This window comes from Streptomyces polyasparticus, assembly GCF_014493765.1.
GTDB classification, from domain to species: domain Bacteria; phylum Actinomycetota; class Actinomycetes; order Streptomycetales; family Streptomycetaceae; genus Streptomyces; species Streptomyces polyasparticus.
Window position 1 is genome coordinate 186430 of the sequence record NZ_JACTVJ010000001.1, and the last position, 20303, is coordinate 206732.

The 20303-nt window shown below is 70.4% G+C and carries 22 protein-coding genes; 11 read left to right on the forward strand and 11 right to left on the reverse strand.

Features of this window, described 5'->3' with window-relative positions; translation table 11 throughout:
• Positions 1 to 11 precede the first annotated feature (11 nt).
• Both H9Y04_RS00745 and H9Y04_RS00750 read left to right on the forward strand, forming a co-directional pair.
• Positions 12 to 470: a sec-independent translocase gene (locus H9Y04_RS00745; protein WP_187811625.1), complete on the forward strand. Its 459-nt coding sequence runs from the start codon at positions 12 to 14 to the stop codon at positions 468 to 470.
• A gap of 121 nt (positions 471 to 591) precedes the next feature.
• Entirely contained in the window at positions 592 to 1215 is a 624-nt protein-coding gene (locus H9Y04_RS00750) for a hypothetical protein (protein ID WP_187811626.1), read from the forward strand.
• Positions 1216 to 1326: 111 nt separating this feature from the next.
• Here the strand turns inward: H9Y04_RS00750 and H9Y04_RS00755 are convergent, their stop codons facing one another.
• The 3 genes from H9Y04_RS00755 to H9Y04_RS00765 are packed head-to-tail and all read right to left on the reverse strand — an operon-like array spanning position 1327 to position 4387.
• Complete coding sequence (locus tag H9Y04_RS00755; protein WP_187811627.1) at positions 1327 to 2475, reverse strand: Mrp/NBP35 family ATP-binding protein; 1149 nt, start codon at positions 2473 to 2475, stop codon at positions 1327 to 1329.
• A 42-nt stretch (positions 2476 to 2517) separates the two neighbouring features.
• On the reverse strand, positions 2518 to 3117 hold the full coding sequence (locus tag H9Y04_RS00760) for a DUF1003 domain-containing protein (protein WP_187811628.1): 600 nt from the start codon (positions 3115 to 3117) through the stop codon (positions 2518 to 2520).
• Positions 3110 to 4387, reverse strand: coding sequence for a magnesium transporter MgtE N-terminal domain-containing protein (locus tag H9Y04_RS00765; RefSeq protein ID WP_187811629.1), 1278 nt, complete (start codon positions 4385 to 4387; stop codon positions 3110 to 3112). Before H9Y04_RS00765 ends, H9Y04_RS00760 begins: the two co-directional genes overlap by 8 nt.
• 179 nt (positions 4388 to 4566) lie before the next feature.
• Between H9Y04_RS00765 and H9Y04_RS00770 the strand changes: the two genes are divergently transcribed.
• Positions 4567 to 5310, forward strand: coding sequence for a hypothetical protein (locus H9Y04_RS00770; protein ID WP_187811630.1), 744 nt, complete (start codon positions 4567 to 4569; stop codon positions 5308 to 5310).
• Between the two features lie 35 nt (positions 5311 to 5345).
• On the opposite strand, the gene H9Y04_RS00775 is transcribed toward H9Y04_RS00770, so the two are convergent.
• Positions 5346 to 5897 carry a hypothetical protein gene (locus H9Y04_RS00775; RefSeq protein ID WP_187811631.1) on the reverse strand — a complete coding sequence of 184 codons (552 nt, stop codon included), beginning with the start codon at positions 5895 to 5897 and terminating at the stop codon, positions 5346 to 5348.
• 127 nt (positions 5898 to 6024) lie between these two features.
• Entirely contained in the window at positions 6025 to 7137 is a 1113-nt protein-coding gene (locus tag H9Y04_RS00780; RefSeq protein WP_187811632.1) for a magnesium and cobalt transport protein CorA, read from the reverse strand.
• Between the two features lie 767 nt (positions 7138 to 7904).
• On the opposite strand from H9Y04_RS00780, the gene H9Y04_RS00785 reads away from it, so the two are divergent.
• The 4 genes from H9Y04_RS00785 to H9Y04_RS00800 all read left to right on the forward strand — a co-directional run bounded on the left by H9Y04_RS00785 (position 7905) and on the right by H9Y04_RS00800 (position 11738).
• Positions 7905 to 8489: a suppressor of fused domain protein gene (locus H9Y04_RS00785; protein WP_187811633.1), complete on the forward strand. Its 585-nt coding sequence runs from the start codon at positions 7905 to 7907 to the stop codon at positions 8487 to 8489.
• Between the two features lie 229 nt (positions 8490 to 8718).
• Complete coding sequence (locus H9Y04_RS00790; protein ID WP_187811634.1) at positions 8719 to 9360, forward strand: DUF6758 family protein; 642 nt, start codon at positions 8719 to 8721, stop codon at positions 9358 to 9360.
• A 681-nt stretch (positions 9361 to 10041) separates the two neighbouring features.
• A complete protein-coding gene (locus H9Y04_RS00795; RefSeq protein ID WP_187811635.1) occupies positions 10042 to 10905 on the forward strand; it encodes a PHP domain-containing protein in 864 nt (287 codons plus the stop codon).
• A 227-nt stretch (positions 10906 to 11132) separates the two neighbouring features.
• Positions 11133 to 11738 carry a MarC family protein gene (locus H9Y04_RS00800; protein ID WP_187811636.1) on the forward strand — a complete coding sequence of 202 codons (606 nt, stop codon included), beginning with the start codon at positions 11133 to 11135 and terminating at the stop codon, positions 11736 to 11738.
• Between the two features lie 136 nt (positions 11739 to 11874).
• Here the strand turns inward: H9Y04_RS00800 and H9Y04_RS00805 are convergent, their stop codons facing one another.
• Complete coding sequence (locus H9Y04_RS00805; RefSeq protein WP_165334512.1) at positions 11875 to 12027, reverse strand: DUF8834 family protein; 153 nt, start codon at positions 12025 to 12027, stop codon at positions 11875 to 11877.
• A 224-nt stretch (positions 12028 to 12251) separates the two neighbouring features.
• Between H9Y04_RS00805 and H9Y04_RS00810 the strand changes: the two genes are divergently transcribed.
• The 3 genes from H9Y04_RS00810 to H9Y04_RS46510 all read left to right on the forward strand — a co-directional run bounded on the left by H9Y04_RS00810 (position 12252) and on the right by H9Y04_RS46510 (position 14581).
• Entirely contained in the window at positions 12252 to 13148 is an 897-nt protein-coding gene (locus tag H9Y04_RS00810; protein WP_187811637.1) for an NYN domain-containing protein, read from the forward strand.
• Positions 13149 to 13213: 65 nt separating this feature from the next.
• On the forward strand, positions 13214 to 13918 hold the full coding sequence (locus H9Y04_RS46505; protein ID WP_236070487.1) for an ankyrin repeat domain-containing protein: 705 nt from the start codon (positions 13214 to 13216) through the stop codon (positions 13916 to 13918).
• Between the two features lie 6 nt (positions 13919 to 13924).
• Positions 13925 to 14581 carry a HEAT repeat domain-containing protein gene (locus H9Y04_RS46510; RefSeq protein WP_236070488.1) on the forward strand — a complete coding sequence of 219 codons (657 nt, stop codon included), beginning with the start codon at positions 13925 to 13927 and terminating at the stop codon, positions 14579 to 14581.
• Between the two features lie 4 nt (positions 14582 to 14585).
• On the opposite strand, the gene H9Y04_RS00820 is transcribed toward H9Y04_RS46510, so the two are convergent.
• Both H9Y04_RS00820 and H9Y04_RS00825 read right to left on the reverse strand, forming a co-directional pair.
• Positions 14586 to 15434, reverse strand: a complete 849-nt coding sequence (locus H9Y04_RS00820) for an alpha/beta fold hydrolase (protein WP_187811638.1) — start codon at positions 15432 to 15434, stop codon at positions 14586 to 14588.
• Positions 15435 to 15658: 224 nt separating this feature from the next.
• Entirely contained in the window at positions 15659 to 17260 is a 1602-nt protein-coding gene (locus H9Y04_RS00825; protein ID WP_236070489.1) for a DEAD/DEAH box helicase, read from the reverse strand.
• A gap of 529 nt (positions 17261 to 17789) precedes the next feature.
• Between H9Y04_RS00825 and H9Y04_RS00830 the strand changes: the two genes are divergently transcribed.
• The gene (locus H9Y04_RS00830) at positions 17790 to 18524 is read left to right on the forward strand and encodes a ferritin-like fold-containing protein (protein ID WP_187811639.1); all 735 of its coding nucleotides are present in this window, start codon (positions 17790 to 17792) and stop codon (positions 18522 to 18524) included.
• Between the two features lie 248 nt (positions 18525 to 18772).
• Here the strand turns inward: H9Y04_RS00830 and H9Y04_RS00835 are convergent, their stop codons facing one another.
• The 3 genes from H9Y04_RS00835 to H9Y04_RS00845 all read right to left on the reverse strand — a co-directional run bounded on the left by H9Y04_RS00835 (position 18773) and on the right by H9Y04_RS00845 (position 20236).
• Positions 18773 to 19051 carry a hypothetical protein gene (locus tag H9Y04_RS00835; protein ID WP_187811640.1) on the reverse strand — a complete coding sequence of 93 codons (279 nt, stop codon included), beginning with the start codon at positions 19049 to 19051 and terminating at the stop codon, positions 18773 to 18775.
• Between the two features lie 180 nt (positions 19052 to 19231).
• Entirely contained in the window at positions 19232 to 19459 is a 228-nt protein-coding gene (locus H9Y04_RS00840; protein ID WP_187811641.1) for a DUF3107 domain-containing protein, read from the reverse strand.
• Positions 19460 to 19591: 132 nt separating this feature from the next.
• On the reverse strand, positions 19592 to 20236 hold the full coding sequence (locus H9Y04_RS00845; RefSeq protein ID WP_187811642.1) for a TetR/AcrR family transcriptional regulator: 645 nt from the start codon (positions 20234 to 20236) through the stop codon (positions 19592 to 19594).
• Positions 20237 to 20303: the final 67 nt, after the last annotated feature.

Sequence of the window (20303 nt, forward strand, 5' to 3'; positions counted from 1 at the left end):
AGGAGCGATACGTGTTCAACGACATAGGCGGACTCGAGCTGATCGCGCTCGTGGTCCTCGCCGTGCTCATCTTCGGCCCGGACAAGCTGCCCAAGGTCATTCAGGACGTATCCGGTTTCATCCGGAAGATCCGCGCATTCTCCGAGAATGCAAAGCAGGACATCCGTGAGGAATTGGGCCCGGAATTCAAGGACTTCGAGTTCGAGGACCTGAATCCGAAGAAGTTCATCCGCAAGCAGCTCGACCAGCACGGCGACGATCTCGGCATCGACGAGATCCGCAACGGCTTCAATCTCAAGAAGGAGATGGCCGAGGTCTCGGACGCGGTGAACGGCCACGAGAGCGACAGCTCCGCCGCGGCCTCCTCGTCCTCGTCGGGCGGCACCAAGACCAGCCTCACCAAGGGCCCGGACCTGGAGAAGAAGTCCGCGCAGGACGACCGACCGCCCTTCGACTCCGACGCGACCTGACCTGCCGAAAACCTCCCCCGCCGAGCCGTATGGCTATTCTCCTCAGGTGTTGTCCGGACTCAGGACGCCCGAGGGGGGCGGGCCGCTCCGGACCGATGGAGACGAAGGAGGCGGCCGGTAGATGGAGACGACGAGTCGAACCAGTCAGGCTGGAGTGCGCACGGTCGACGGCTATCTGCTCGCGCCGTTCCCGTGGTACGCGCTCGACGAGGCCTTCACGGGTCCTCGCTGGCTGATGCAGGTCGGTGCCGCGGCGGACGGCACGGTCGAGCACGGTTCGATCGGTCACGGCGACGAGCCCGCGGTCCGCGCCGACATGAGCGCCGACCGTGAGCGCTTCGCGGTCGTGGTGAGCGTCGCGGCCAACCCCGTGCGCCGCAGCGCGGACGGCACCGGCGTCATGGAGGCCACCTCGGTCTCCTCGGCCGCGTGGCTGGCCGGAGTGGGACTCCTCAACTTCACCTGGCCGCAGCAGATGGACCACACCCTGCGCGACGACTGGCTCGACCAGCAGACCGAGACCGCCTGGGTGCTCGCCGACGACCTCGCCGGCAGCGACTGGTCCACGCTCTCGCTGCCGGTGGACGGCGTGCCGACCTCGTTCCACTACCGCGAGTCCGAGTTCGGCTGGGTGCTCGCCGGCTCCACTCAGGAGGGCGTCCACCTGGGCGCGTACGGCCGCGGCATGAGCGCGTACGGCCTCGGCTTCTCGATGGTCAAGGACATCGGCGCCTACGCGGGCTGAGCCTTCGCCGATACGCGGATGGGGCGGCCTTCATGGTGAAGGCCGCCCCATCCGCGTATCGGCGTCAGTGCGCAGAGGAACGCGTCAGCACGCGTACCAGCGCGCCGGTGCTCAGAACTTGTTGCGCGGCGTGATCCCCAGGGACATGCCCGACAGACCGCGCTGACGCCCGCCCAGCTTGCCCGCGATGGCCCGCAGCGCGGCACCGGCCGGCGAGTCCGGGTCGGACAGGACGACCGGCCTGCCGTCGTCGCCGCCTTCGCGCAGCCGTACGTCGATCGGGATCGCGCCCAGGACCGGCACATTGGCGCCCGTGGTCTTGGTGAGGCCCTCGGCCACCGCCTGGCCGCCGCCGGTGCCGAAGACGTCGATCATCTCGTCGCAGTGCGGGCAGGGCAGGCCCGACATGTTCTCGACGACGCCGACGATCTTCTGGTGCGTCTGCACCGCGATCGAACCCGCGCGCTCGGCCACCTCGGCGGCGGCCTGCTGCGGGGTGGTGACGACGAGGATCTCGGCGTTCGGGACCAGCTGTGCGACCGAGATCGCGATGTCGCCGGTGCCCGGCGGCAGGTCGAGGAGCAGGACGTCGAGGTCGCCCCAGTAGACGTCCGCGAGGAACTGCTGGAGCGCGCGGTGGAGCATCGGGCCGCGCCATACGACGGGTGCGTTGCCCGGCGTGAACATGCCGATGGAAATGACCTTCACGCCGTTCGCGGACGGCGGCATGATCATGTTCTCGACCTGGGTGGGACTGCCGTCCGCACCCAGCATCCGCGGCACCGAGTGGCCGTAGATGTCGGCGTCCACGACACCGACCTTGAGGCCGTCGGCGGCCATCGCGGCCGCGAGGTTCACCGTCACCGAGGACTTGCCGACGCCGCCCTTGCCGGAGGCCACCGCATAGACGCGGGTCAGCGAGCCGGGCTTGGCGAAGGGGACCTCGCGCTCGGCGGTGCCGCCGCGCAGCGCCGCGGCCAGCTCCTTGCGCTGCTCGTCGCTCATCACGTCGAGCTCGACCTGGACGGAGGTCACACCCTCGACGGCCTGCACCGCCTCGGTCACGCGGGACGTGATCGTCTCGCGCATCGGGCAGCCGGAGACCGTGAGGTAGATGGCGACGGCCACCGCGCCATCCTCGGCGACCTCGACGGATTTCACCATGCCGAGCTCGGTGATCGGCCGGTTGATCTCGGGGTCGTTGACCGTGGAGAGCGCCTCGCGGAGGGCTTCCTCAGTCGGATACGTGTCGGTAGCCATACGGAGATGGTACGGCGACCGGGTGACTGCCCGTATGCCTACTCAGCGGTCGTCTTCGTCACGCTGCTCGGCAGGCGAGAGCGGGAATACATGGCGCTCCAGCGCTCTGCGTTCCTCCATCTCCTTGACCAGGTCCTGCAGTTCGGACCGGATCCAGTCCCGCGTCGCCACCTCGCCGAGACCGATCCGCAGCGCGGCGATCTCCCGGGTCAGGTATTCGGTGTCCGCGATGGACCGCTCGTTCTGCTTGCGGTCCTGTTCGAGGTTGACCCGGTCGCGGTCGTCCTGCCGGTTCTGCGCGAGCAGGATCAGCGGGGCCGCGTACGAGGCCTGCAGCGAGAGCATCAGGGTCAGGAAGATGAACGGGTACTCGTCGAAGCGCAGGGCGTCGGGCGCCACGACGTTCCAGACCACCCAGGCCAGGATCAGGATCGTCATCCAGACCAGGAAGGTGCCCGTCCCGAGGAAGCGCGCGATCTTCTCCGAGAACCGTCCGAACGCGTCCGGATCCACCTCGGGCACGAAGCGCCGCCGCGGCGGCCGCGGCTGGTCGAGCCGCACCCGGGCGCGGGCGAGCGCACGCTCCTTGGTGGCGGCCTCGCCGCGCTCGGTCAGCCCGTACTCACGTCCGTACTCACTCATGGACCGGGTTCACCTCCGCCGCGTGGAACTCGGTCTCGCGCCAGTCGTCCGGCAGCAGATGGTCGAGCACGTCATCGACGGTGACCGCGCCGAGCAGCGATCCGCTGTCGTCGACGACGGGCGCCGCGACCATGTCGTACGTGGCGAAGAAGCTGGTCACCTCGGGCAGCGAGGTGTCCGGCGACAGCGTCTGCAGATCCTTGTCGAGCATCGCGCCGACCAGCGTGAACGGAGGATCACGAAGGAGGCGCTGGAAGTGGATGGTGCCGAGGTACTTGCCGGTCGGCGTCTGGTCCGGCGGCCGGCAGACGTAGACCTGCGCGGCGAGCGCGGGGGAGAGGTCGGGGTTGCGCACCCGGGCGAGCGCGTCGGCCACGGTCGCGTCCGGCGGCAGCACGATCGGCTCGGTGGTCATCAGACCGCCGGCCGTGCGCTCCTCGTACGCCATCAGCCTCCGTACGTCGGCGGCGTCCTGCGGCTGCATCAGTTCGAGCAGCTTCTCCTGCTCGTCCTCGGGCAGCTCGGAGAGCAGGTCGGCCGCGTCGTCCGGGTCCATCGCCTCCAGGACGTCGGCCGCGCGCTCCTCCTGGAGCTTGCCGAGGATCTCGATCTGGTCGTCCTCGGGCAGCTCCTCCAGGACGTCGGCGAGCCGGTCGTCGTCGAGGGCCGCCGCCACTTCGATACGGCGCTTCGCGGACAGATGGTGCAGCACGTTGGCAAGGTCGGCGGCGCGCAGCTGCTCGAACGTGGCGAGCAGCGACTCCGCGCCCTGCCCCTGCTCCTCCAGCGTGAACCCGGTGACGGCCGACCACTCGACGGTCAGCGTCTCGCCCTTGGCCCGCCGGAACGTTCCTGCCTTGCCCTTGCGTACGTAGACCCGGTCGATCTCCCAGTCGCGGCGGGCCGGCAGCTGCTGCACCGACACATCGAGGACCGTGACCTCCTCGCCGGAGTCGACCAGGCGTACGCGGCGGTCGAGCAGCTCTCCGAGGACCAGGCGTTCGGTGGGCCGCTGCTCGAAGCGCCGTACGTTCAGTACACCCGTCGTGATGACCTGGCCGGCCTGGATGCCGGTGACCCGGGTCATGGGCAGGAAGATCCGGCGGCGTGTGGACAGCTCGACGACGAGGCCGAGCAGCGTCGGCGGACGGTTGCCCACCCGCAGCATCGCGACCAGGTCGCGGACGCGTCCTACCTGGTCGCCGTTGGGGTCGAAGACAGCCGTGTCCGACAGATGCGAGACGAAGATCCGCGGGGTGCCGGACGCCATGCGGTCTCCTCCTCGCGTGCCAGTGTGGCAATACGGCCTTCAGGCTAGTACGCCCGGTTTGGAAACGCCCTGGTGGGGCGTCCGCACGGCTGTCTGCAGGCTGTCTGCAGGTGGCGTACGGGTGCCGGGTACGCTGCCCTACTGCTGGTAAACAACCCGGACGAGAGGCAGTGCCGCACGTGACCGTGATCCTCCTGGGCCGTGCCCGTCGCAGCGCCGTGGTCGGTGCGCTGAGCGCGGGGTTGTTCGCCGGGATCACTGGCCTGGTGGGCTGCAGTTCCGAGGACCCGGACGCAGGCACCAACGGCATGGCCGACCTCTCGGCCGCGAAGATCCACAGCCAGGCGCGGGCCGCCGCGGACAGCGTCGCCTCGGTGACCGTCAACGCCGACCTGGTCGTCAAGGGACAGCCGTACAAGATCGACATGAAGCTGAACTCGGACGGCGGCACCGGGAAGATCACCGACAACGGGGTCAGCTTCCGTCTGCTGCGCGTGGGCGACGACGTCTTCGTGCAGGCCGATGCCGCACTGCTCAAGGAGGGCGACAAGCCCGCCGAGCCGTCGAAGCTCTCCGACAAGTACGTGAAGGTCCCCGAGGACGACCCCAAGTACAAGCGTCTTCGCGCCTACACCGACAAGGGCGATCTCCTCGACATGCTGCTCGACATGCCGGGCAAGCTCACCAAGGGCGACCGCTCCAAGGTCGGCGCGGTCCGCACCATCCAGCTGGCGGCGGGCAACGGCGAAGGCGGCACGATCGACGTCTCCCTCGAGGGCGAGCCCTACCCGCTCCGCCTGGTCCGCGCGGGCGGCGCGGGCACGCTGCGGCTCAGCGACTGGGGCCAGAGCGTGACGGTGACGCCGCCGGACAAGGACGAGATGGTGGACTTCGGGTCGCAGCTGCCGAAGTCGAGCGGCTGAGGTAATCAGCCCCTGGGGCCCCTGCGGGACCCTGCCTATGACCGCTTCCGCCGCCCCTTGAAGAGCAGCCGCGGCAGCGCCGCCGGAATCTCCTGCCGCGTCGTGTACGGCGAAGGCAGTGGCGCCGCGGCCAGCGAGCCGTCCGGCAGCTCACGGTCCGTGCCCTGCCACTCCAGACGCAGCACGCGACACTCCCGCGCCCACCGCTCGGTCAGCTCCTCGCTGTCGGGCGCGTTCAGCCGCTTCCCCTTCAGCTCGGCGACCGCGGCCTCCCACGCCTCGGAGCGCGGTGCGAGCTCCACCACCCCGGCCCGCCAGCCGACGATCCGTCCGCCCTTGTCCTTGCTGCGTACGGTGACCTGCGCGGTGCCGCCGTCGGTCAGACCGGGCAGTGGCTGCTCGCCGGGCCCGTCACCCACGATGTGGGCGGCGCCGTCGGTCCATACGTGCCACAGCGCGCGGGCGGGCCCGGAGCCCTGCACCCAGATGAGGCCGGACTTCTTGGTGGCCTCCTCGGCGAGGGCGGCGGCGAGGAGGGACTCGTCCGCGGCGGCCGCGGGAGTCGTCGGAGTCGTGGGAGCAGCCATAGGTGCAGGGTAGGCGAGGGGTGCCGGGCCCCGTACGGGCGAGGGGTGCCAAAGCCTCGTACCGAGGGGTGCCAAACCTCGTACCGAGGGGTGCCAAACCTCGTACTGGGGGGTGCCAAACCTCGTACTACAGCCACCCGTTCCGCTTCAGGGTGCGGTGGATCACGAAACAGATCCCGGCGATCCCGGCCATCACCATGGGGTAGCCGTATCGCCACTCCAGCTCCGGCATGTGGTCGAAGTTCATCCCGTACACGCCGCAGATCATCGTGGGCACGGCGATGATCGCCGCCCATGAGGTGATCTTGCGCATGTCCTCGTTCTGCGCGACCGTCGCCTGCGCGAGATTGGCCTGCAGGATCGAGTTGAGCAGCTCGTCGAAACCGACGACCTGCTCCTGGACGCGGGCCAGGTGGTCGGCCACGTCCCGGAAGTAGTTCTGGATGTCCGGGTCGATCAGCCGCATCGGCCGCTCGCTCAGGAGCTGCAGCGGCCGGCACAGCGGAGACACCGCGCGCTTGAACTCCAGTACCTCGCGCTTGAGTTGGTAGATCCGACCGGCGTCGCTGCCGCGCGCACGGCCTCTGCTGTCCGGCGAGAAGACCTCGCTCTCGACCTCGTCGATGTCGTTCTGCACTGCGTCGGCGACGGCGATGTACCCGTCCACGACATGGTCGGCGATCGAGTGCAGGACCGCGGACGGGCCCTTCGCGAGCAGGTCGGGGTCGTCCTGGAGGCGGTGCCGCAGGCCCCGCAGCGAGCCCTGGCCGCCGTGCCGGACGGTGATGAAGAAGTCCTTGCCGGTGAAGCACATGACCTCGCCGGTCTCCACCACCTCGCTGGTGGCGGTGAGTTCGGCGTGCTCCACGTAATGGATCGTCTTGAACACCATGAACAGCGTGTCGTCGTAACGCTCCAGCTTCGGCCGCTGGTGCGCGTGCACGGCGTCCTCCACGGCGAGCGGGTGCAGGCCGAACTCGGCGGCGATACCCGCGAATTCGGTCTCGGTGGGCTCGTGCAGACCGATCCAGGCGAAGCCGCCGTCGCGGCGCACGTTCAGCATCGCCTCGTGCGGGGTCAGCGACTCGTCGCTCTTGATACGGCGGCCGTCGCGGTAGACGGCGCAATCGACGACGGCGCTCAGCGCGGACGGGCTGCGGGTGGTGTCGTACGCGGGGCCGTTCGGGGTCTTGCGCAGCTGGGGGCGGACGGCGGCGCGCAGGTCACGGATCATCGACATGGCAGGCTCCTTCGAGGCGCGACTGCCGGTGCGGGCGGTGGCGCAGCCCGGAATGGGGACGTCCGTGTTCGCGTGGGGCTGGACATCCGCAAAGCGGGCGGCACCGTGCATCGCTGCCGGCACTCTCACCACTGGGACAGATCAAGCACGGGATCTTGCGGGTACCCCCGTTCGTGAGCGGGGGAGGGACCGAGACGCTCTTCCGTCGTGCGGATGCCTGGTGTCCGGAGTTTGCCCGACTGCGGGCGGGGTACGGAAAGCCCCGAGTACTCCGTCTTCCCGGGGACGATCCCCCGGACTCCCCAGCCGTACAAGCGAGTTCGGCTGGAGCGAAAGGCAGTTAAGCGGCGGAAGTGCGGGTGGTACTGCCAGGTCGACTTCGATCCATCAGTCCCACCTCCTCGCGCCGGGCCCCCGTGGGGGAAAGCCGTCTGCCGGGTCTTCGCATGTCGGTACCAGTGTGGCCGTCAACATGCTGCCCTGACCAGCCGCCAACCTTATCAGCCGACTGAAGTGGGCCAGCTCGCTTTGCTGTTCTTTGACGGGGGGTTGGTGTTGGTGGTGGGTGTTGTTGGGTGGTGCCGCTGGGTGGTGGGCTGTGGGTGCTGCTGGGTGGTGTCGCCGGGTGGTGGGCTGTGGGCTCCCGCTGCGTGCTCCTCCGCTCCGTGCTCCTCCGCTCCGTGCTCCTGGTTCCTGCTGAGCGCTTCCCCTCTGCGCTGCCGGGGACTGCGGCTTGGGCGGTTCGTGCCGAGATCTATGCTCGCGGCATGGCAGATGTACTGGCTCTCGTCGAAGCCCGGCTGCGGATGGCGCTGGGCGAACCGGATGCGCGCGCGGCGGTCACCTTTCTGGGCACGGACCGTATCGAGGTGCTGCGCTTCACCGAGGGCGACCTGGTCCGGTACGCGACGCTCGGCATGTCCGCCACGCCCATGACGGACCCCGCCGCGGCGCTCGCGGATCCGGTGCGCGGTCCGCGTGCGGAGCTCGTCCTCTCGGTACGAGGGGGGCGCGCCGACACGGACAAGGTGCTCCGTCCGCTCGCGGTTCTCGCGGCGTCTCCGCAGGTCGAGGGCGTGGTGGTGGCTCCGGGCGCCTCACTCGACACGGGCGAACCCCTGTGGCCCGGCGCACCCTTCACCTCGGTCCTCGTGGCCGAACCGGGCGGCCTGGTCGAGGACTTGGCCCTGGACGAGCCGATGGATCCGGTGCGGTTCCTGCCGCTGCTTCCGATGACGCCGAACGAGGCGGCGTGGAAGCGGGTGCATGGTGCGGAGGCGCTGGAGGAGCGGTGGCTGGCGCGGGGGACGGATCTGCGGGATCCGCTGCGGGGGTCGGTGGGGTTGGACTGACGGGTGTTTGGCCGGGGCTTTGGCGGTGCTCGGCCGGGCGGGTGGCCGGGGCTTTGACGGTGCTTGGCCGGGCGGGTGGCCAGGGCTTTGACGGTGCTTGGCCGGGCGGGTCGGTGGGTGTCGGGTGGTGTTCCGGTGGCGGGTGGGTGGCAACTGCTCTGTGCGGCGCGCAATCAAGACGGGTGATCGTCCTTGACGCGGCGGCGGGTGGGTAGGACTGTGGAGCGCTATGAGGGGCGAACCCAGTTGCCCGAAGTGTGGTGGCCGGGTGCGGGCTCCCGGCCTTTTCGCCGATGCCTGGCAATGCGATGTGCACGGAACCGTGCATCCGCTGCAGCCGGTGGTTCCGCCGAGCGTCGAGGCGCTCTCCGTCGCGGTGCACCGTTCGCATGTTCCGGTCTGGATGCCGTGGCCGTTGCCGGTGGGCTGGCTGTTCACCGGGGTGGCCTGTGCGGGGGACGACCGCAGCGGTGGGCGGGCGACGGCTGTTGCCTGTTCCGGTCCCGGGCCGCTCGGGGGCAGCGGTGAGCTGATCCTGGTCGCCGAGGAGCTCGGGATCGGGCTCGGTGCGCGGTATGCCGGACTCTCGGGTCCCGATCCCGGGCCGCACATGGACGTTGCCGGGCCTCCCCAGGCCAAGGTGCATGCGGCGGGGCGTCCGACTCCGTTGTGGCACGTGCGCGATACGCCTGCGGATCGGGCGGTGTTCGCGGGGGAGGCGCGGGGGCTGTGGCTGTGGGCGGTGGTCTGGCCCGAACAGTCGGGGCTCCTGATGTACGACGAACTCGTCCTGACGGACCTGCGCGACGCGGGCGCCGAGGTCGAACTCCTCCCGTGCGGAGCGCTGTCCCCGCGGATCCTGGCCCCCTGAGTGGTGGGGTCACGGGGGCGCTGCCCCCGAGGTCGAGGTCACGGGGGCGCTGCCCCCGGGCCCCCGCTGGTGGCTCTCGCCCCCAGGCCCCCGCTGCTCGGGGTGCTGCTTCGTGTCCGGCTCTCTGGCCGTCGCGCTGTGCCGGCTGCGGTTTCGTGTCCGACTTCCAGCCGGTGCGCTGTGCCGACTGCTGCTTTATGTCTGGCTTCCCGTCGGTGTGCTTTGCCGCCTGCGGTTCGTCTTGGGTCCCGTGGTCCCCACCGACCCCTGGTCCCCACCGACCCGTGGTCCCCACCCACCCATGGTCCCCACCGACCCAGGGTGCCCACCCACCCCGGGGGTCCGGGGGCGCAGCCCTCGGTTTCGGGAAGGGGCGGGTAGGGGAGAAGAGCCCGCCGCAGGCGCACCCTGCCCGCAGACGGCACGAGACCGACCCTCAAGCGCACCGTTGCCGCAGACCGCACCCCAAGCGCACCGCAGCCAAAGGACCGCACCCCAAGCGCACCGCAGCCAAAGGACCGTACCCCAAGCGCACCGCAGTCAAACGACCAGCGCACCGCAGCCCTGAAGTCGGCGGCGGGAGACCGCGCGTGAGCGGCCCGCCCGTGACGGTCCGGACACCCCCGAACCCCCCGTTATCCTGGAGCGTCACCCGAACCGCAGAAGCCGAGAGGAGCCGCCGTGCGTATCGATCTGCACACCCACTCCACGGCTTCCGACGGCACCGACACCCCCGCGGAACTCGTCCGCAACGCCAAGGCCGCCGGCCTGGACGTGGTCGCGCTGACCGATCACGACACCACGCGCGGGCACGCCGAGGCGATGAAGGCGGTGCCCGAGGGGCTCACCCTCGTCACCGGCGCCGAGCTCTCCTGCCGCCTGAACGGCACGGGCCTGCACCTGCTCGCGTACCTCTTCGACGCCGACGACCCCGCCCTCCTCGCCGAGCGCGAACTCGTCCGCGACGACCGCGTCCCGCGCGCCCGCGCCATGGTCGGCAAGCTCCAGGAGCTCGGCGTGGACATCGAGTGGGAGCGCGTGGCGCGGATCGCCGGTGACGGATCGATCGGGCGGCCGCACATCGCCGAGGCGCTCGTCGAGCTGGGCGTCGTGCCCACCGTCTCCGACGCCTTCACCGAGGACTGGCTGGCCAACGGCGGCCGCGCGTACGCGGACAAGCACGAGCTCGATCCGTTCGAGGCGATCCGCCTGGTCAAGGCGGCCGGCGGGGTCACCGTCTTCGCGCATCCGCTCGCCGTCAAGCGCGGCGAGGTCGTGCCGGAGGAAGCCATAGCGGACCTCGCGCAGGCGGGGCTCGACGGGATCGAAGCCGATCACATGGACCACGACCCGGCGACGCGCGCCCGGCTCAAGGGCCTCGCGGCCGAGCTCGGTCTGCTGGCCACCGGTTCGAGCGACTACCACGGCAGCCGCAAGACCTGCTCGCTCGGCGAGTACACCACCGACCCCGAGGTCTACGGGGAGATCATCCGCCGGGCCACGGGAGCGTTCCCCGTTCCGGGTGCCGGGGGAGTCCCCGCGTAACCCTGCGCCCGCAGTTCCCGGCGTGACGGCCCGTGGTTCCCGGGTTCCCGGCGTATGTCCACGCCCGCCGCGCACGGGTACTCCGCGTCCATCACCGGAAGCGCGCCTCCGCGTCCACCACCGAAAGTGCAACTCGGCGTCCACCGCTGAAAGCGCACCCCGCGTCCACCGCTCAAGGCGCAACCCCGCGCCCACCGCTCCACCCTCGACTCCCGCAAGGCTCCCCTGTGTTCGACGCCGCCGTATTCGGCTCTCTGTTCCTCACCCTGTTCGTGATCATGGACCCGCCCGGGGTCACTCCGATCTTCCTCGCCCTGACCGCGGGCCGGCCCGCCAAGGTCCAGCGCCGGATGGCCTTCCAGGCCGTGTGCGTGGCGTTCGGTGTGATCTCCGTGTTCGGTCTGGTCGGCCACCAGATTCTGGACTATCTGCACGTCTCGGTCCCGGCCCTGATGATCGCCGGCGGTCTGCTGCTGCTCCTGATCGCGCTCGATCTGCTGACCGGCAAGACCGACGAGCCCAAGCAGACCAAGGACGTCAACGTCGCCCTCGTCCCCCTGGGCATGCCTCTGCTCGCCGGCCCCGGCGCGATCGTCTCGGTGATCCTCGCCGTGCAGGACGCCGACGGGTTCGAGGGGCAGTTCTCGGTGTGGACCGCGATCCTCGCGATCCACACCGTGCTCTGGATCGTGATGCGCTACTCGCTGGTGATCATCCGCGTGATCAAGGACGGCGGCGTCGTCCTGGTCACCCGTCTGGCGGGCATGATGCTCTCCGCGATCGCGGTGCAGCAGATCATCAACGGTGTCACGCAGGTCATCCAGGGTTCCTGACCCGCCCGCCGTGCCCTTGTCCGAGGGGCCGGCCCGCCCGCAGGTACGCGAAAGGCCCCCGCGCAGCATTGCGCGGGGGCCTCGTACGTCTGCGTCTTTATCAACTACAGCGTGCGATCAACTATCAACGACGGCGTTACGAAGCCGTGCCGGTGGCCGGGCGGATGTAGATGCGCTGGCCGGTAGCGGCGGCCTGCTGCACGATCCGGTTGACGGAGGCGGCGTCTACGACGGTGCTGTCCACGGCGGTTCCGTTGACATCGTCCAGGCGCATGATCTCGAAGCGCATGAGGCTTCTCCCTTCGTCTGGTGATCCTCCTGAAGGAGAACTAAGTGAACTATGCGTTTGTTCGCGCTGGATGTCGCGATGACTCCCAGCGCGTTACGTATGGTCCAACGACTTGCACCCTACAAACATTCCCTACGCTAAGGAAATTTTTTCCTCGTCTAATTACCTGCGAGTAGCGAGACCGCTTGTGTTCGCAGCGTGACCGGCCGGAGAATGGCTGCCCTATGAACGAACAAGAGCTCGCCGTGCTGTCGACGCGTATCGATCACACCAATGAGCTGCTGCAACGCATGCTCGCCGAGGTCGCCAAGACCCCGTCGACCCACGCGATCTTCGTGGACGCCGGCTATCTCTACGCCGCGGCCGGCCGCCTCGTCGCCGGTACGGAGGACCGCCGGTCCTTCGACCTCGACGCGGAGGGCCTGATCGACGCGCTGATCGACAAGGCCCGCACGATCTTCGCGGACAGCAGGCTGCTGCGCGTCTACTGGTACGACGGTGCGCGCCGCCGTATCCACACCTCCGAGCAGCAGTCGATCGCCGAGCTCCCGGACGTCAAGGTCCGCCTGGGCAACCTCAACGCGAACAACCAGCAGAAGGGCGTCGACTCACTGATCCGCAGTGATCTGGAGTCCCTCGCCCGGCACCGCGCCATCAGCGACGCGGCCCTGCTCGGCGGCGACGAGGACCTGGTCTCCGCGGTCGAGGCCGCGCAGGGGTACGGGGCCCGTGTCCACCTCTGGGGCATCGAGGCCCCCGACGGCCGCAACCAGGCCGAGCCCCTCCTTTGGGAGGTCGACAGCCAGCGCACCCTGGAGCTGGACTTCGTCAAGCCGTACGTGGCCCGCCGCACCGCCACCGCCTACGACCTGGCCGCACCCCGGCCCGCGCGCGAGGACGTCCGCTTCGTGGGGGCGCAGATCGCCGCGACCTGGCTGGGCGCCCGCGGCCGCGAGCAGATGGTCGAGCTCCTTCCCGGCCATCCGTATCTGCCGGGCCCGGTCGACCAGGACCTCCTGGTCGAGGCCGAGAAGCTGCTCCAGTACTCGCTGCGCGGCCAGGCGGACCTGCGCCGCGCGCTGCGCGACGGCTTCTGGGACCACCTGCAGGGCCAGGTCTGACCTCGCCGGACCGCCATCAGGGCACCGGACATGACGAGAACGCGGACGACGGGCAGGGGCGGGGCTTGAGCGACGGCGAGTTGCCGGCGGCTGTACGGAGCGGGGACGAGGAGGCCGTACGGGTGCTTCTCCATGCGGGCGCTGCCCCCGACGCGCTCATGGAGGACGGACTGCCGGTGCTCTGTGCGGCCGTCGCCGCATACAACCTGGACATCGCGCGAGCCCTGATCGACGGCGGCGCGGACCCCGACCTCGTACTGCCGGACGGCACCACGCCGCTGATCAGGGCGGTCGAAGGCGGTTCGCCCGCGATGGTCCTGGCCGTACTGGGCCGCGATCCGCGGCTGCGCCTGCCCGGAGCCGTACGGGAGCGGCTGCTCGATCTGGCGCGGCGCCGGCACGAGTGCGGCGCGGAGCCCGGACTCCGGCTCAGGGCCGGGCTGTCCGGGCCCGCGCGGGCCGAAGTGGTCGAGGACGAGTACGACTCCGTGACGGAGCTGACGCTCGGCCACCACAAGGTGCGCGCCGGGCATCTCGCGATCCTGACGTGCCTCGAATGGGCCTTCCGGATCCTGACGCCGGTGGACGAGCTCGTGGCCCGTGCCGTGTCGCACGGTGACCGGGACCACGTGGTGTGGACGGCCGCGCGTGGCGTCCTCGGCGAACGCCGCGGCCCGCAGACCTGGTCGGCGGTGACCGCGTACCGCCGTCACGCGGATCCGCTGCACCGCCGCTTCGTCGTGGACGTGCTGCGGTCGTACGCGTATTGACCGGTGATGCCGCGCACCTCGTACGAGAAGGAGGCGGCCGACCTGCTGGCGGCCTGGATCGCCGAGGGCGAGGGCGATCCCGAGGTGCTCGCCGACGCGCTCGACGCGCTCGACGCGCTCAGCGAGACGACGTACGGCGGCCAGGAGGCCGTCGGCCTGCGGTACTTGGGCCACTCCGCGGCCGTGGTGCGGGCCCGCGTTCCTTCCCTGCTCCTCGGAAGCCGCGAAAGCGGCTGCGGTCCGGCGGCGCGGGCGGCGCTCCTGCGGCTCGCGGAGGACGAGGACGCGCGGGTACGGGGGCAGGCCGGGCTTGTGCTGGCCCTGGCCCATGACGGAAGCCCCGCGGTGTCCGCGGCTCTGGTGGCGCTGCTCAAGGACCCGGACGCCGGAGTCCGTTGCTTCGTCGCCGAATACGCGGCACCCTGCCCCGACCGCACACCGGCCCTCGCCGACGCCCTCGTGGATCTGCTGCACGAGGGCGACCTCAACGCGCGGCTCAACGCCGTCCACGGTCTGCTGCTGCGCGAAGACCCGCGCACGGCTCGGGCGATCGACGGTCTGGGCCCGCTCAGCGTGCCGCACGTCTCCGCGCACGACCACCGGGTCTCCGCGATCCGGACATGGCGGTGGAAGCGTGAGCATGCCGAACCGCCGGACGCGTAGGGAGTCAGCGCGGTCCCAGCCCGTCCCAGAAGGCGATCAGGGCCTCCGCGGTGGCCGCGGGGCGATCCGTGTTCGGTGAGTGCTCGGCCCCGGCGATGACGGTCCGCTCGGCGCCGAGGCGCAGGGCCATCTCGTCGAGCAGCGGTACCGGCCAGGTGTCGTCCCGCTCGCCGGACAGGACGTGCAGCGGCAGCGGTACGGCGGCGAGTTCGGCCACGCGGTCCGGTTCGGTCTGCAACTGGCGTCCCGTGGCCGTGAGTTGGGCCGGGCTGTGGCGGAGCCAGCGGCCGCGCAGCTCGGCGTCCGTGTCCGTCTCCTCGGGGGCGTCGAGCGCCTGGATCGCCTCCCAGACCTGCGCCATGTCCATCACGGCCAGCGCGTCGAGCAGCAGCTTGGCACGCTGCTGCTGCGAGGGGGAGATCTGGGCCGGTCCCGAGGACATGAGCGTGAGGGACGCGAAGGGCGAGGCGTCGAGGAGTACGGCGGCGCGGGAGATCTGGCCGCCGAGTGAATGGCCCACGAGGTGGACGGGGCCGGCCGCCACGGCTTCCACCTGGGCGAGCACGTCGCGTGCCAACTCGCCCTGTGCGTACGGTGCTTGGTCGTCCTTCGGGCCCTCGGACTCGTACTGCCCGCGGCCGTCGATCGCGACGCTGCGGTATCCGGCCGCGGCGAGCGGCTCGTGCAGGGCGATGAAGTCCTCTTTGCTGCCGGTGAATCCGGGGAGCAGGACGGCGGTTCCTCTGGGTGCGCCGGCCGGCCGCGCGTCGATCACGGCGAAGTCGCCACGGGCGGTACGGAGGACGTCGGCGTGGGCGCACGGGGGCGGCGTGAAGGTGGGCGGCCTGCTCATGAGGCGAGGCTAACCGCCCCGGGCGACCGCTGCGGGTCGGGGGCACGGCGAACGGACGCAACGAGGCCCGGCCCCGTAAGAGGGAGGCAATCTGGCCCGGCCCCGTGAAGCGGAATGCAACCTGGCCCGGCCCCGTAAGACGGGCGCCACATCGCCCGGCCCTGTAGGGCGAACGCAACGTGGCCCGGCCCCCGCAAGGGGACCGGGCCACGATGACGAACGTGTCAGCTCTCGGGCTGCTCGGCGGCCGGCTTGCGCGTCCGCGTACGGCGGCGGCGCGGCTTGGCCGCACCCTCACCGGACTCGGCCGCGGGAGCCTCGGCGGCCGGAGCCTCCGTGGCGACGGCGGTGGCAGCGGTCGCGGCCGACTCCGCACCCGAGCGGGTACGGGTACGGCGGCGGCGCGGCTTGGCCGGAGCGTCCGCGGACTCGGCGGCCGGGGTCTCGTTGGCCGGAGCCTCCGTGGACGTCGCGGGAGCCTCGGCACCGTCCACCGCGGCACCGCCACGGGTACGGCGGCGCTGACGCGGCGTACGCGTACGGGCCGGGCGCTCCTCCTCGGTCACGGTCGCGGTCTTGCCGCGACCGCGGCCACGGGCGTTGCGGCCGCCCGGCTCGCCCAGGTCCTCGAGCTCCTCCGCGTCCAGACCCGCACGCGTGCGGTCGGCGCGCGGCAGAACACCCTTGGTGCCCTCGGGGATACCGAGGTCCGTGAACAGGTGCGGGGACGAGGAGTACGTCTCGACCGGGTCGTTGAAGTCCAGCTCAAGGGCCTTGTTGATCAGCTGCCAGCGCGGGATGTCGTCCCAGTCGACCAGCGTGATCGCGGTGCCCTTGGCGCCCGCGCGGCCGGTGCGGCCGATGCGGTGGAGGTAGGTCTTCTCCTCCTCCGGCGTCTGGTAGTTGATGACGTGCGTGACACCCTCGACGTCGATGCCGCGCGCGGCGACATCGGTGCAGACGAGCACGTCGACCTTGCCGTTGCGGAACGCGCGAAGAGCCTGCTCACGCGCGCCCTGGCCCAGGTCGCCGTGGACGGCGCCGGAGGCGAAGCCGCGCTTTTCGAGCTGCTCGGCGATGTCGGCCGCCGTGCGCTTCGTACGGCAGAAGATCATCGCGAGTCCGCGGCCCTCGGCCTGCAGGATGCGGGAGATCATCTCCGGCTTGTCCATGGAGTGCGCGCGGTAGACGAACTGCGCGGTGTTCGCGACGGTCTGGCCCTCGCCCTCCGGCGCCGTGGCGCGGATGTGCGTGGGCTGCGACATGTAGCGGCGCGCGAGGCCGATGACCGCACCCGGCATGGTCGCCGAGAACAGCATGGTCTGACGCTTGGCCGGAAGGAGGTTGATGATCTTCTCGACGTCGGGCAGGAAGCCCAGGTCGAGCATCTCGTCGGCCTCGTCGAGGACCAGGCACTTCACCTTGGACAGGTTCAGCTTCTTCTGGCCCGCGAGGTCGAGCAGCCGGCCCGGGGTGCCGACGACCACGTCGACGCCCTTCTTGAGGGCCTCGACCTGCGGCTCGTAGGCACGGCCGCCATATATGGCGAGGACGCGCACATTGCGCACCTTGCCCGCGGTGAGCAGGTCATTGGTGACCTGGGTGCACAGCTCGCGGGTGGGGACCACGATGAGCGCCTGCGGCGCCTCGGTGAGGTCCTCGGGCTTGGCACGGCCCGCCTCGACATCGGCGGGCACGGTGACGCGCTCGAGCAGCGGCAGGCCGAAGCCCAGCGTCTTGCCCGTGCCGGTCTTGGCCTGGCCGATGACATCGGTGCCGGAGAGCGCTACGGGGAGCGTCATCTCCTGGATCGGGAACGGGGTCATGATGCCGACGGCCTCAAGGGCCTCGGCGGTCTCGGGAAGGATCCCGAGCTCTCGGAAAGTCGTAGGCGTGTTCAGGGTGCAGCCTCTTCTGTGAGACGCGGCGCGAGGCGAACGCTGGGGGTCTGGACCGGGCGGGATCTGCCGAAAAAGCAGTCCGCCGGTGGCCGAGCCGGTAGCTTCCGGCCGCTTGGCGCAGGCCGGGTGGCGCGGGACCACAGCCGTCGCTCGAGCGCTCGTGCCGCTGAGGGGCCCCTCTGGGACGTACATCCATGTACGTCATTTGAGGGCTGTCGGGTCGGAGCCGATCGGGCCACCGACCGGGCATCCTCATTCGGGATGGCCCGTCGAGGCGGCTGGTCCACTCTCCGTACGTCTCGTACGCAGGGGAAAACCGGCCACGGCTCAGCGGGCGCATTACCACTGTACCCCGAGTACCTGCAGGCGTGTCTGTCAAATTCCTCACGTCACGCTGGTCACAGCAGATGACCAGGGCCTTCCCAGGCCGTACGGGCGGGCTATTGTGCGGTCCATGGAGACGCCTGACAACACCCCGGAAGCCCAGTCGCCGACCGGAATCGCAGCCCAGGACTGGGCCACGGCCAGCGCCGACCCGCAGTACCGCGCCGCGGTCGTCGACCTCCTGGGTGCGCTCGCGTACGGCGAGCTCGCCGCGTTCGAGCGCCTCGCGGAGGACGCGAAGCTGGCGCCGACGCTGGCGGACAAGGCGGAGCTGGCGAAGATGGCCTCGGCCGAGTTCCACCACTTCGAGCAGCTGCGGGACCGGCTCTCGGCGATCGGTGCGGAGCCGACGGACGCGATGGAGCCCTTCGTGGCCGCGCTGGACGGTTTCCACCGGCAGACGGCTCCGTCGGACTGGCTCGAAGGCCTGGTCAAGGCGTATGTCGGCGACTCGATCGCCTCGGACTTCTACCGCGAGGTGGCGGCCCGGCTCGACTCCGATACGCGCAATCTCGTGCTCGCCGTCCTCGACGACACCGGTCACGCGTCGTTCGCGGTGGAGAAGGTGCGGGCCGCGATCGACGCGGATCACCGGGTGGGCGGGCGGCTCGCGCTGTGGGCCCGGCGGCTGATGGGGGAGGCGCTTTCGCAGTCGCAGCGGGTGGTGGCGGATCGGGATGCGCTGTCCACGATGCTCGTGGGCGGGGTCGCGGACGGGTTCGATCTGGCCGAGGTGGGCCGGATGTTCTCGCGGATCACTGAGGCGCACACGAAGCGGATGGCTGCGCTGGGGCTGGCTGCGTAGTCGGTTGGGTCGCGGTCTGGTTGTTCGTTGTCGGGTGCGGGTGGGTGGGCGCCTGCGGCGGGCGGATTTCCCCTACCCGCCCCTTCCCGAAACCGGGGCTCTGCCCCGGACCCCGGGTGGGTGGCCCGCGGGGGCTTCGCCCCCCTGCACCCCCTTGGGGCTTCGCCCCTTGCCCCCACTGGGGGCTCCGCCCCCAGACCCCGTCATCCGAACTTCGTTCGGATCTGCTCAAGCGCCGCAGGGGCTGGTTATCCGACCTTTGGTCGGATGGCCTCAAACGCCGGCCGGGCTGAGTTGCGCAGCAGCAGGGACAGCGAAGCAACCGCCAGCACCACCGCGCCCGCAAGCACCGCCAGCGGGTTGCCCGGGCCCACCACCGAGTGGGTGACGAAAGCGCCGAACAGGGCGCCTGCCGCGCCCGTCGCCAGGACAAGGTTGCGGGACGGGAGGCGGTGGGCGAGGCGGTGGGTGGCGAGCAGGGCGAGGGCCAGACCGAGGAGTACGGAGGCGAGCGCTTCCAGAAACATGGGTCCTCCCGCGGCCAGGGTGCAAATCGGTCACAGCCGGTCCTACCCGGGGCACGCGGAATGCAACCCTCCTTTCGCGTCAGGCGAATTGAGGGTTCGGGGCACAAGGCCGAAGACACAAGGGCGGGCCCCGGAGAGTTCATCTCCGGGGCCCGCCCTGTTCATCCGAGGCGGCGCGGCCTAGAGGGCGCTGAAGCCCACCTTGCGCGCGGCAGGCTCGCCGAGCTCGACGTACGCGAGCCGGTCGGCCGGTACCAGGACCTTGCGGCCGTGGTCGTCCACGAGAGTGAGCAGCTGAGACTTTCCGCTCAGCGCCTCGGACACCGCCTTCTCGACCTCTGCGGCGGTCTGGCCGCTCTCCAGAACGATCTCGCGCGGCGCGTGCTGCACGCCGATCTTGACCTCCACGGCTTTGTCCCTCCGACGGTCACTGGTGCGCGGGCGTCCGCGCCGTACGCAGCACACATTAGCCCGGTGAGGGGACTCGGCAGCGCGCCGCCGTGCACGCTCGCAGCGAACAGAAGGAAGGAATAGAAGCCGCTAGTGCTGGTCCGTGCCGTGCAGCGGGAAGCCCGCGACACCGCGCCAGGCCAGCGAGGTGAGCAGTTCCACGGCCTTGTCGCGGTCGACCTTGGACTCGCTGTGCAGCCAGTAGCGCGCCACGACCTGGGCGAATCCGCCGAGGCCGACGGCGAGCAGCATCGACTCGTCCTTGGACAGGCCGGTGTCCTCGGCGATCACCTCGCAGATCGCGGTGGCGCACTCCAGGGTGACCTTCTCGACGCGCTCGCGTACGGCCGGCTCGTTGGTGAGATCCGACTCGAAGACCAGACGGAACGCGCCGCCCTGGTCCTGTACGTACGTGAAGTACGCGTCCATCGTGGCGGCGACGCGCAGCTTGTTGTCCGTGGTGGACTCCAGGGCCGCGCGCACGGCTGTCAGAAGCGACTCGCAGTGCTGGTCGAGCAGCGCGAGATACAGGTCGAGCTTGCCGGGGAAGTGCTGGTAGAGCACCGGCTTGCTGACGCCCGCGCGCTCGGCGATATCGTCCATCGCCGCCGCGTGGTATCCCTGCGCAACGAACACTTCCTGGGCCGCGCCCAGAAGCTGATTGCGGCGGGCCCGGCGCGGCAGGCGGGTGCCCCGCGGGCGGGCCGCGGCCTCGGTCTGCTCGGTGGCTGTCACGCCGCCTCCCCATACATGGCTGTTACGTGTGCGGTGTGCTGCCGCTTCGCCATCGTACTTTTCGGTA

Bases quoted from the DNA above. Each gene is read 5' to 3' on its own strand.
- H9Y04_RS00750 (WP_187811626.1), top strand. From the start codon at position 592: ATGGAGACGACGAGTCGAACCAGTCAGGCTGGAGTGCGCACGGTCGAC.
- H9Y04_RS00755 (WP_187811627.1), bottom strand. From the start codon at position 2,475: ATGGCTACCGACACGTATCCGACTGAGGAAGCCCTCCGCGAGGCGCTC.
- H9Y04_RS00760 (WP_187811628.1), bottom strand. From the start codon at position 3,117: ATGAGTGAGTACGGACGTGAGTACGGGCTGACCGAGCGCGGCGAGGCC.
- H9Y04_RS00765 (WP_187811629.1), bottom strand. From the start codon at position 4,387: ATGGCGTCCGGCACCCCGCGGATCTTCGTCTCGCATCTGTCGGACACG.
- H9Y04_RS00775 (WP_187811631.1), bottom strand. From the start codon at position 5,897: ATGGCTGCTCCCACGACTCCGACGACTCCCGCGGCCGCCGCGGACGAG.
- H9Y04_RS00780 (WP_187811632.1), bottom strand. From the start codon at position 7,137: ATGTCGATGATCCGTGACCTGCGCGCCGCCGTCCGCCCCCAGCTGCGC.
- H9Y04_RS00785 (WP_187811633.1), top strand. From the start codon at position 7,905: ATGGCAGATGTACTGGCTCTCGTCGAAGCCCGGCTGCGGATGGCGCTG.
- H9Y04_RS00790 (WP_187811634.1), top strand. From the start codon at position 8,719: ATGAGGGGCGAACCCAGTTGCCCGAAGTGTGGTGGCCGGGTGCGGGCT.
- H9Y04_RS00805 (WP_165334512.1), bottom strand. From the start codon at position 12,027: ATGCGCTTCGAGATCATGCGCCTGGACGATGTCAACGGAACCGCCGTG.
- H9Y04_RS00810 (WP_187811637.1), top strand. From the start codon at position 12,252: ATGAACGAACAAGAGCTCGCCGTGCTGTCGACGCGTATCGATCACACC.
- H9Y04_RS46510 (WP_236070488.1), top strand. From the start codon at position 13,925: ATGCCGCGCACCTCGTACGAGAAGGAGGCGGCCGACCTGCTGGCGGCC.
- H9Y04_RS00820 (WP_187811638.1), bottom strand. From the start codon at position 15,434: ATGAGCAGGCCGCCCACCTTCACGCCGCCCCCGTGCGCCCACGCCGAC.
- H9Y04_RS00825 (WP_236070489.1), bottom strand. From the start codon at position 17,260: ATGACCCCGTTCCCGATCCAGGAGATGACGCTCCCCGTAGCGCTCTCC.
- H9Y04_RS00830 (WP_187811639.1), top strand. From the start codon at position 17,790: ATGGAGACGCCTGACAACACCCCGGAAGCCCAGTCGCCGACCGGAATC.
- H9Y04_RS00835 (WP_187811640.1), bottom strand. From the start codon at position 19,051: ATGTTTCTGGAAGCGCTCGCCTCCGTACTCCTCGGTCTGGCCCTCGCC.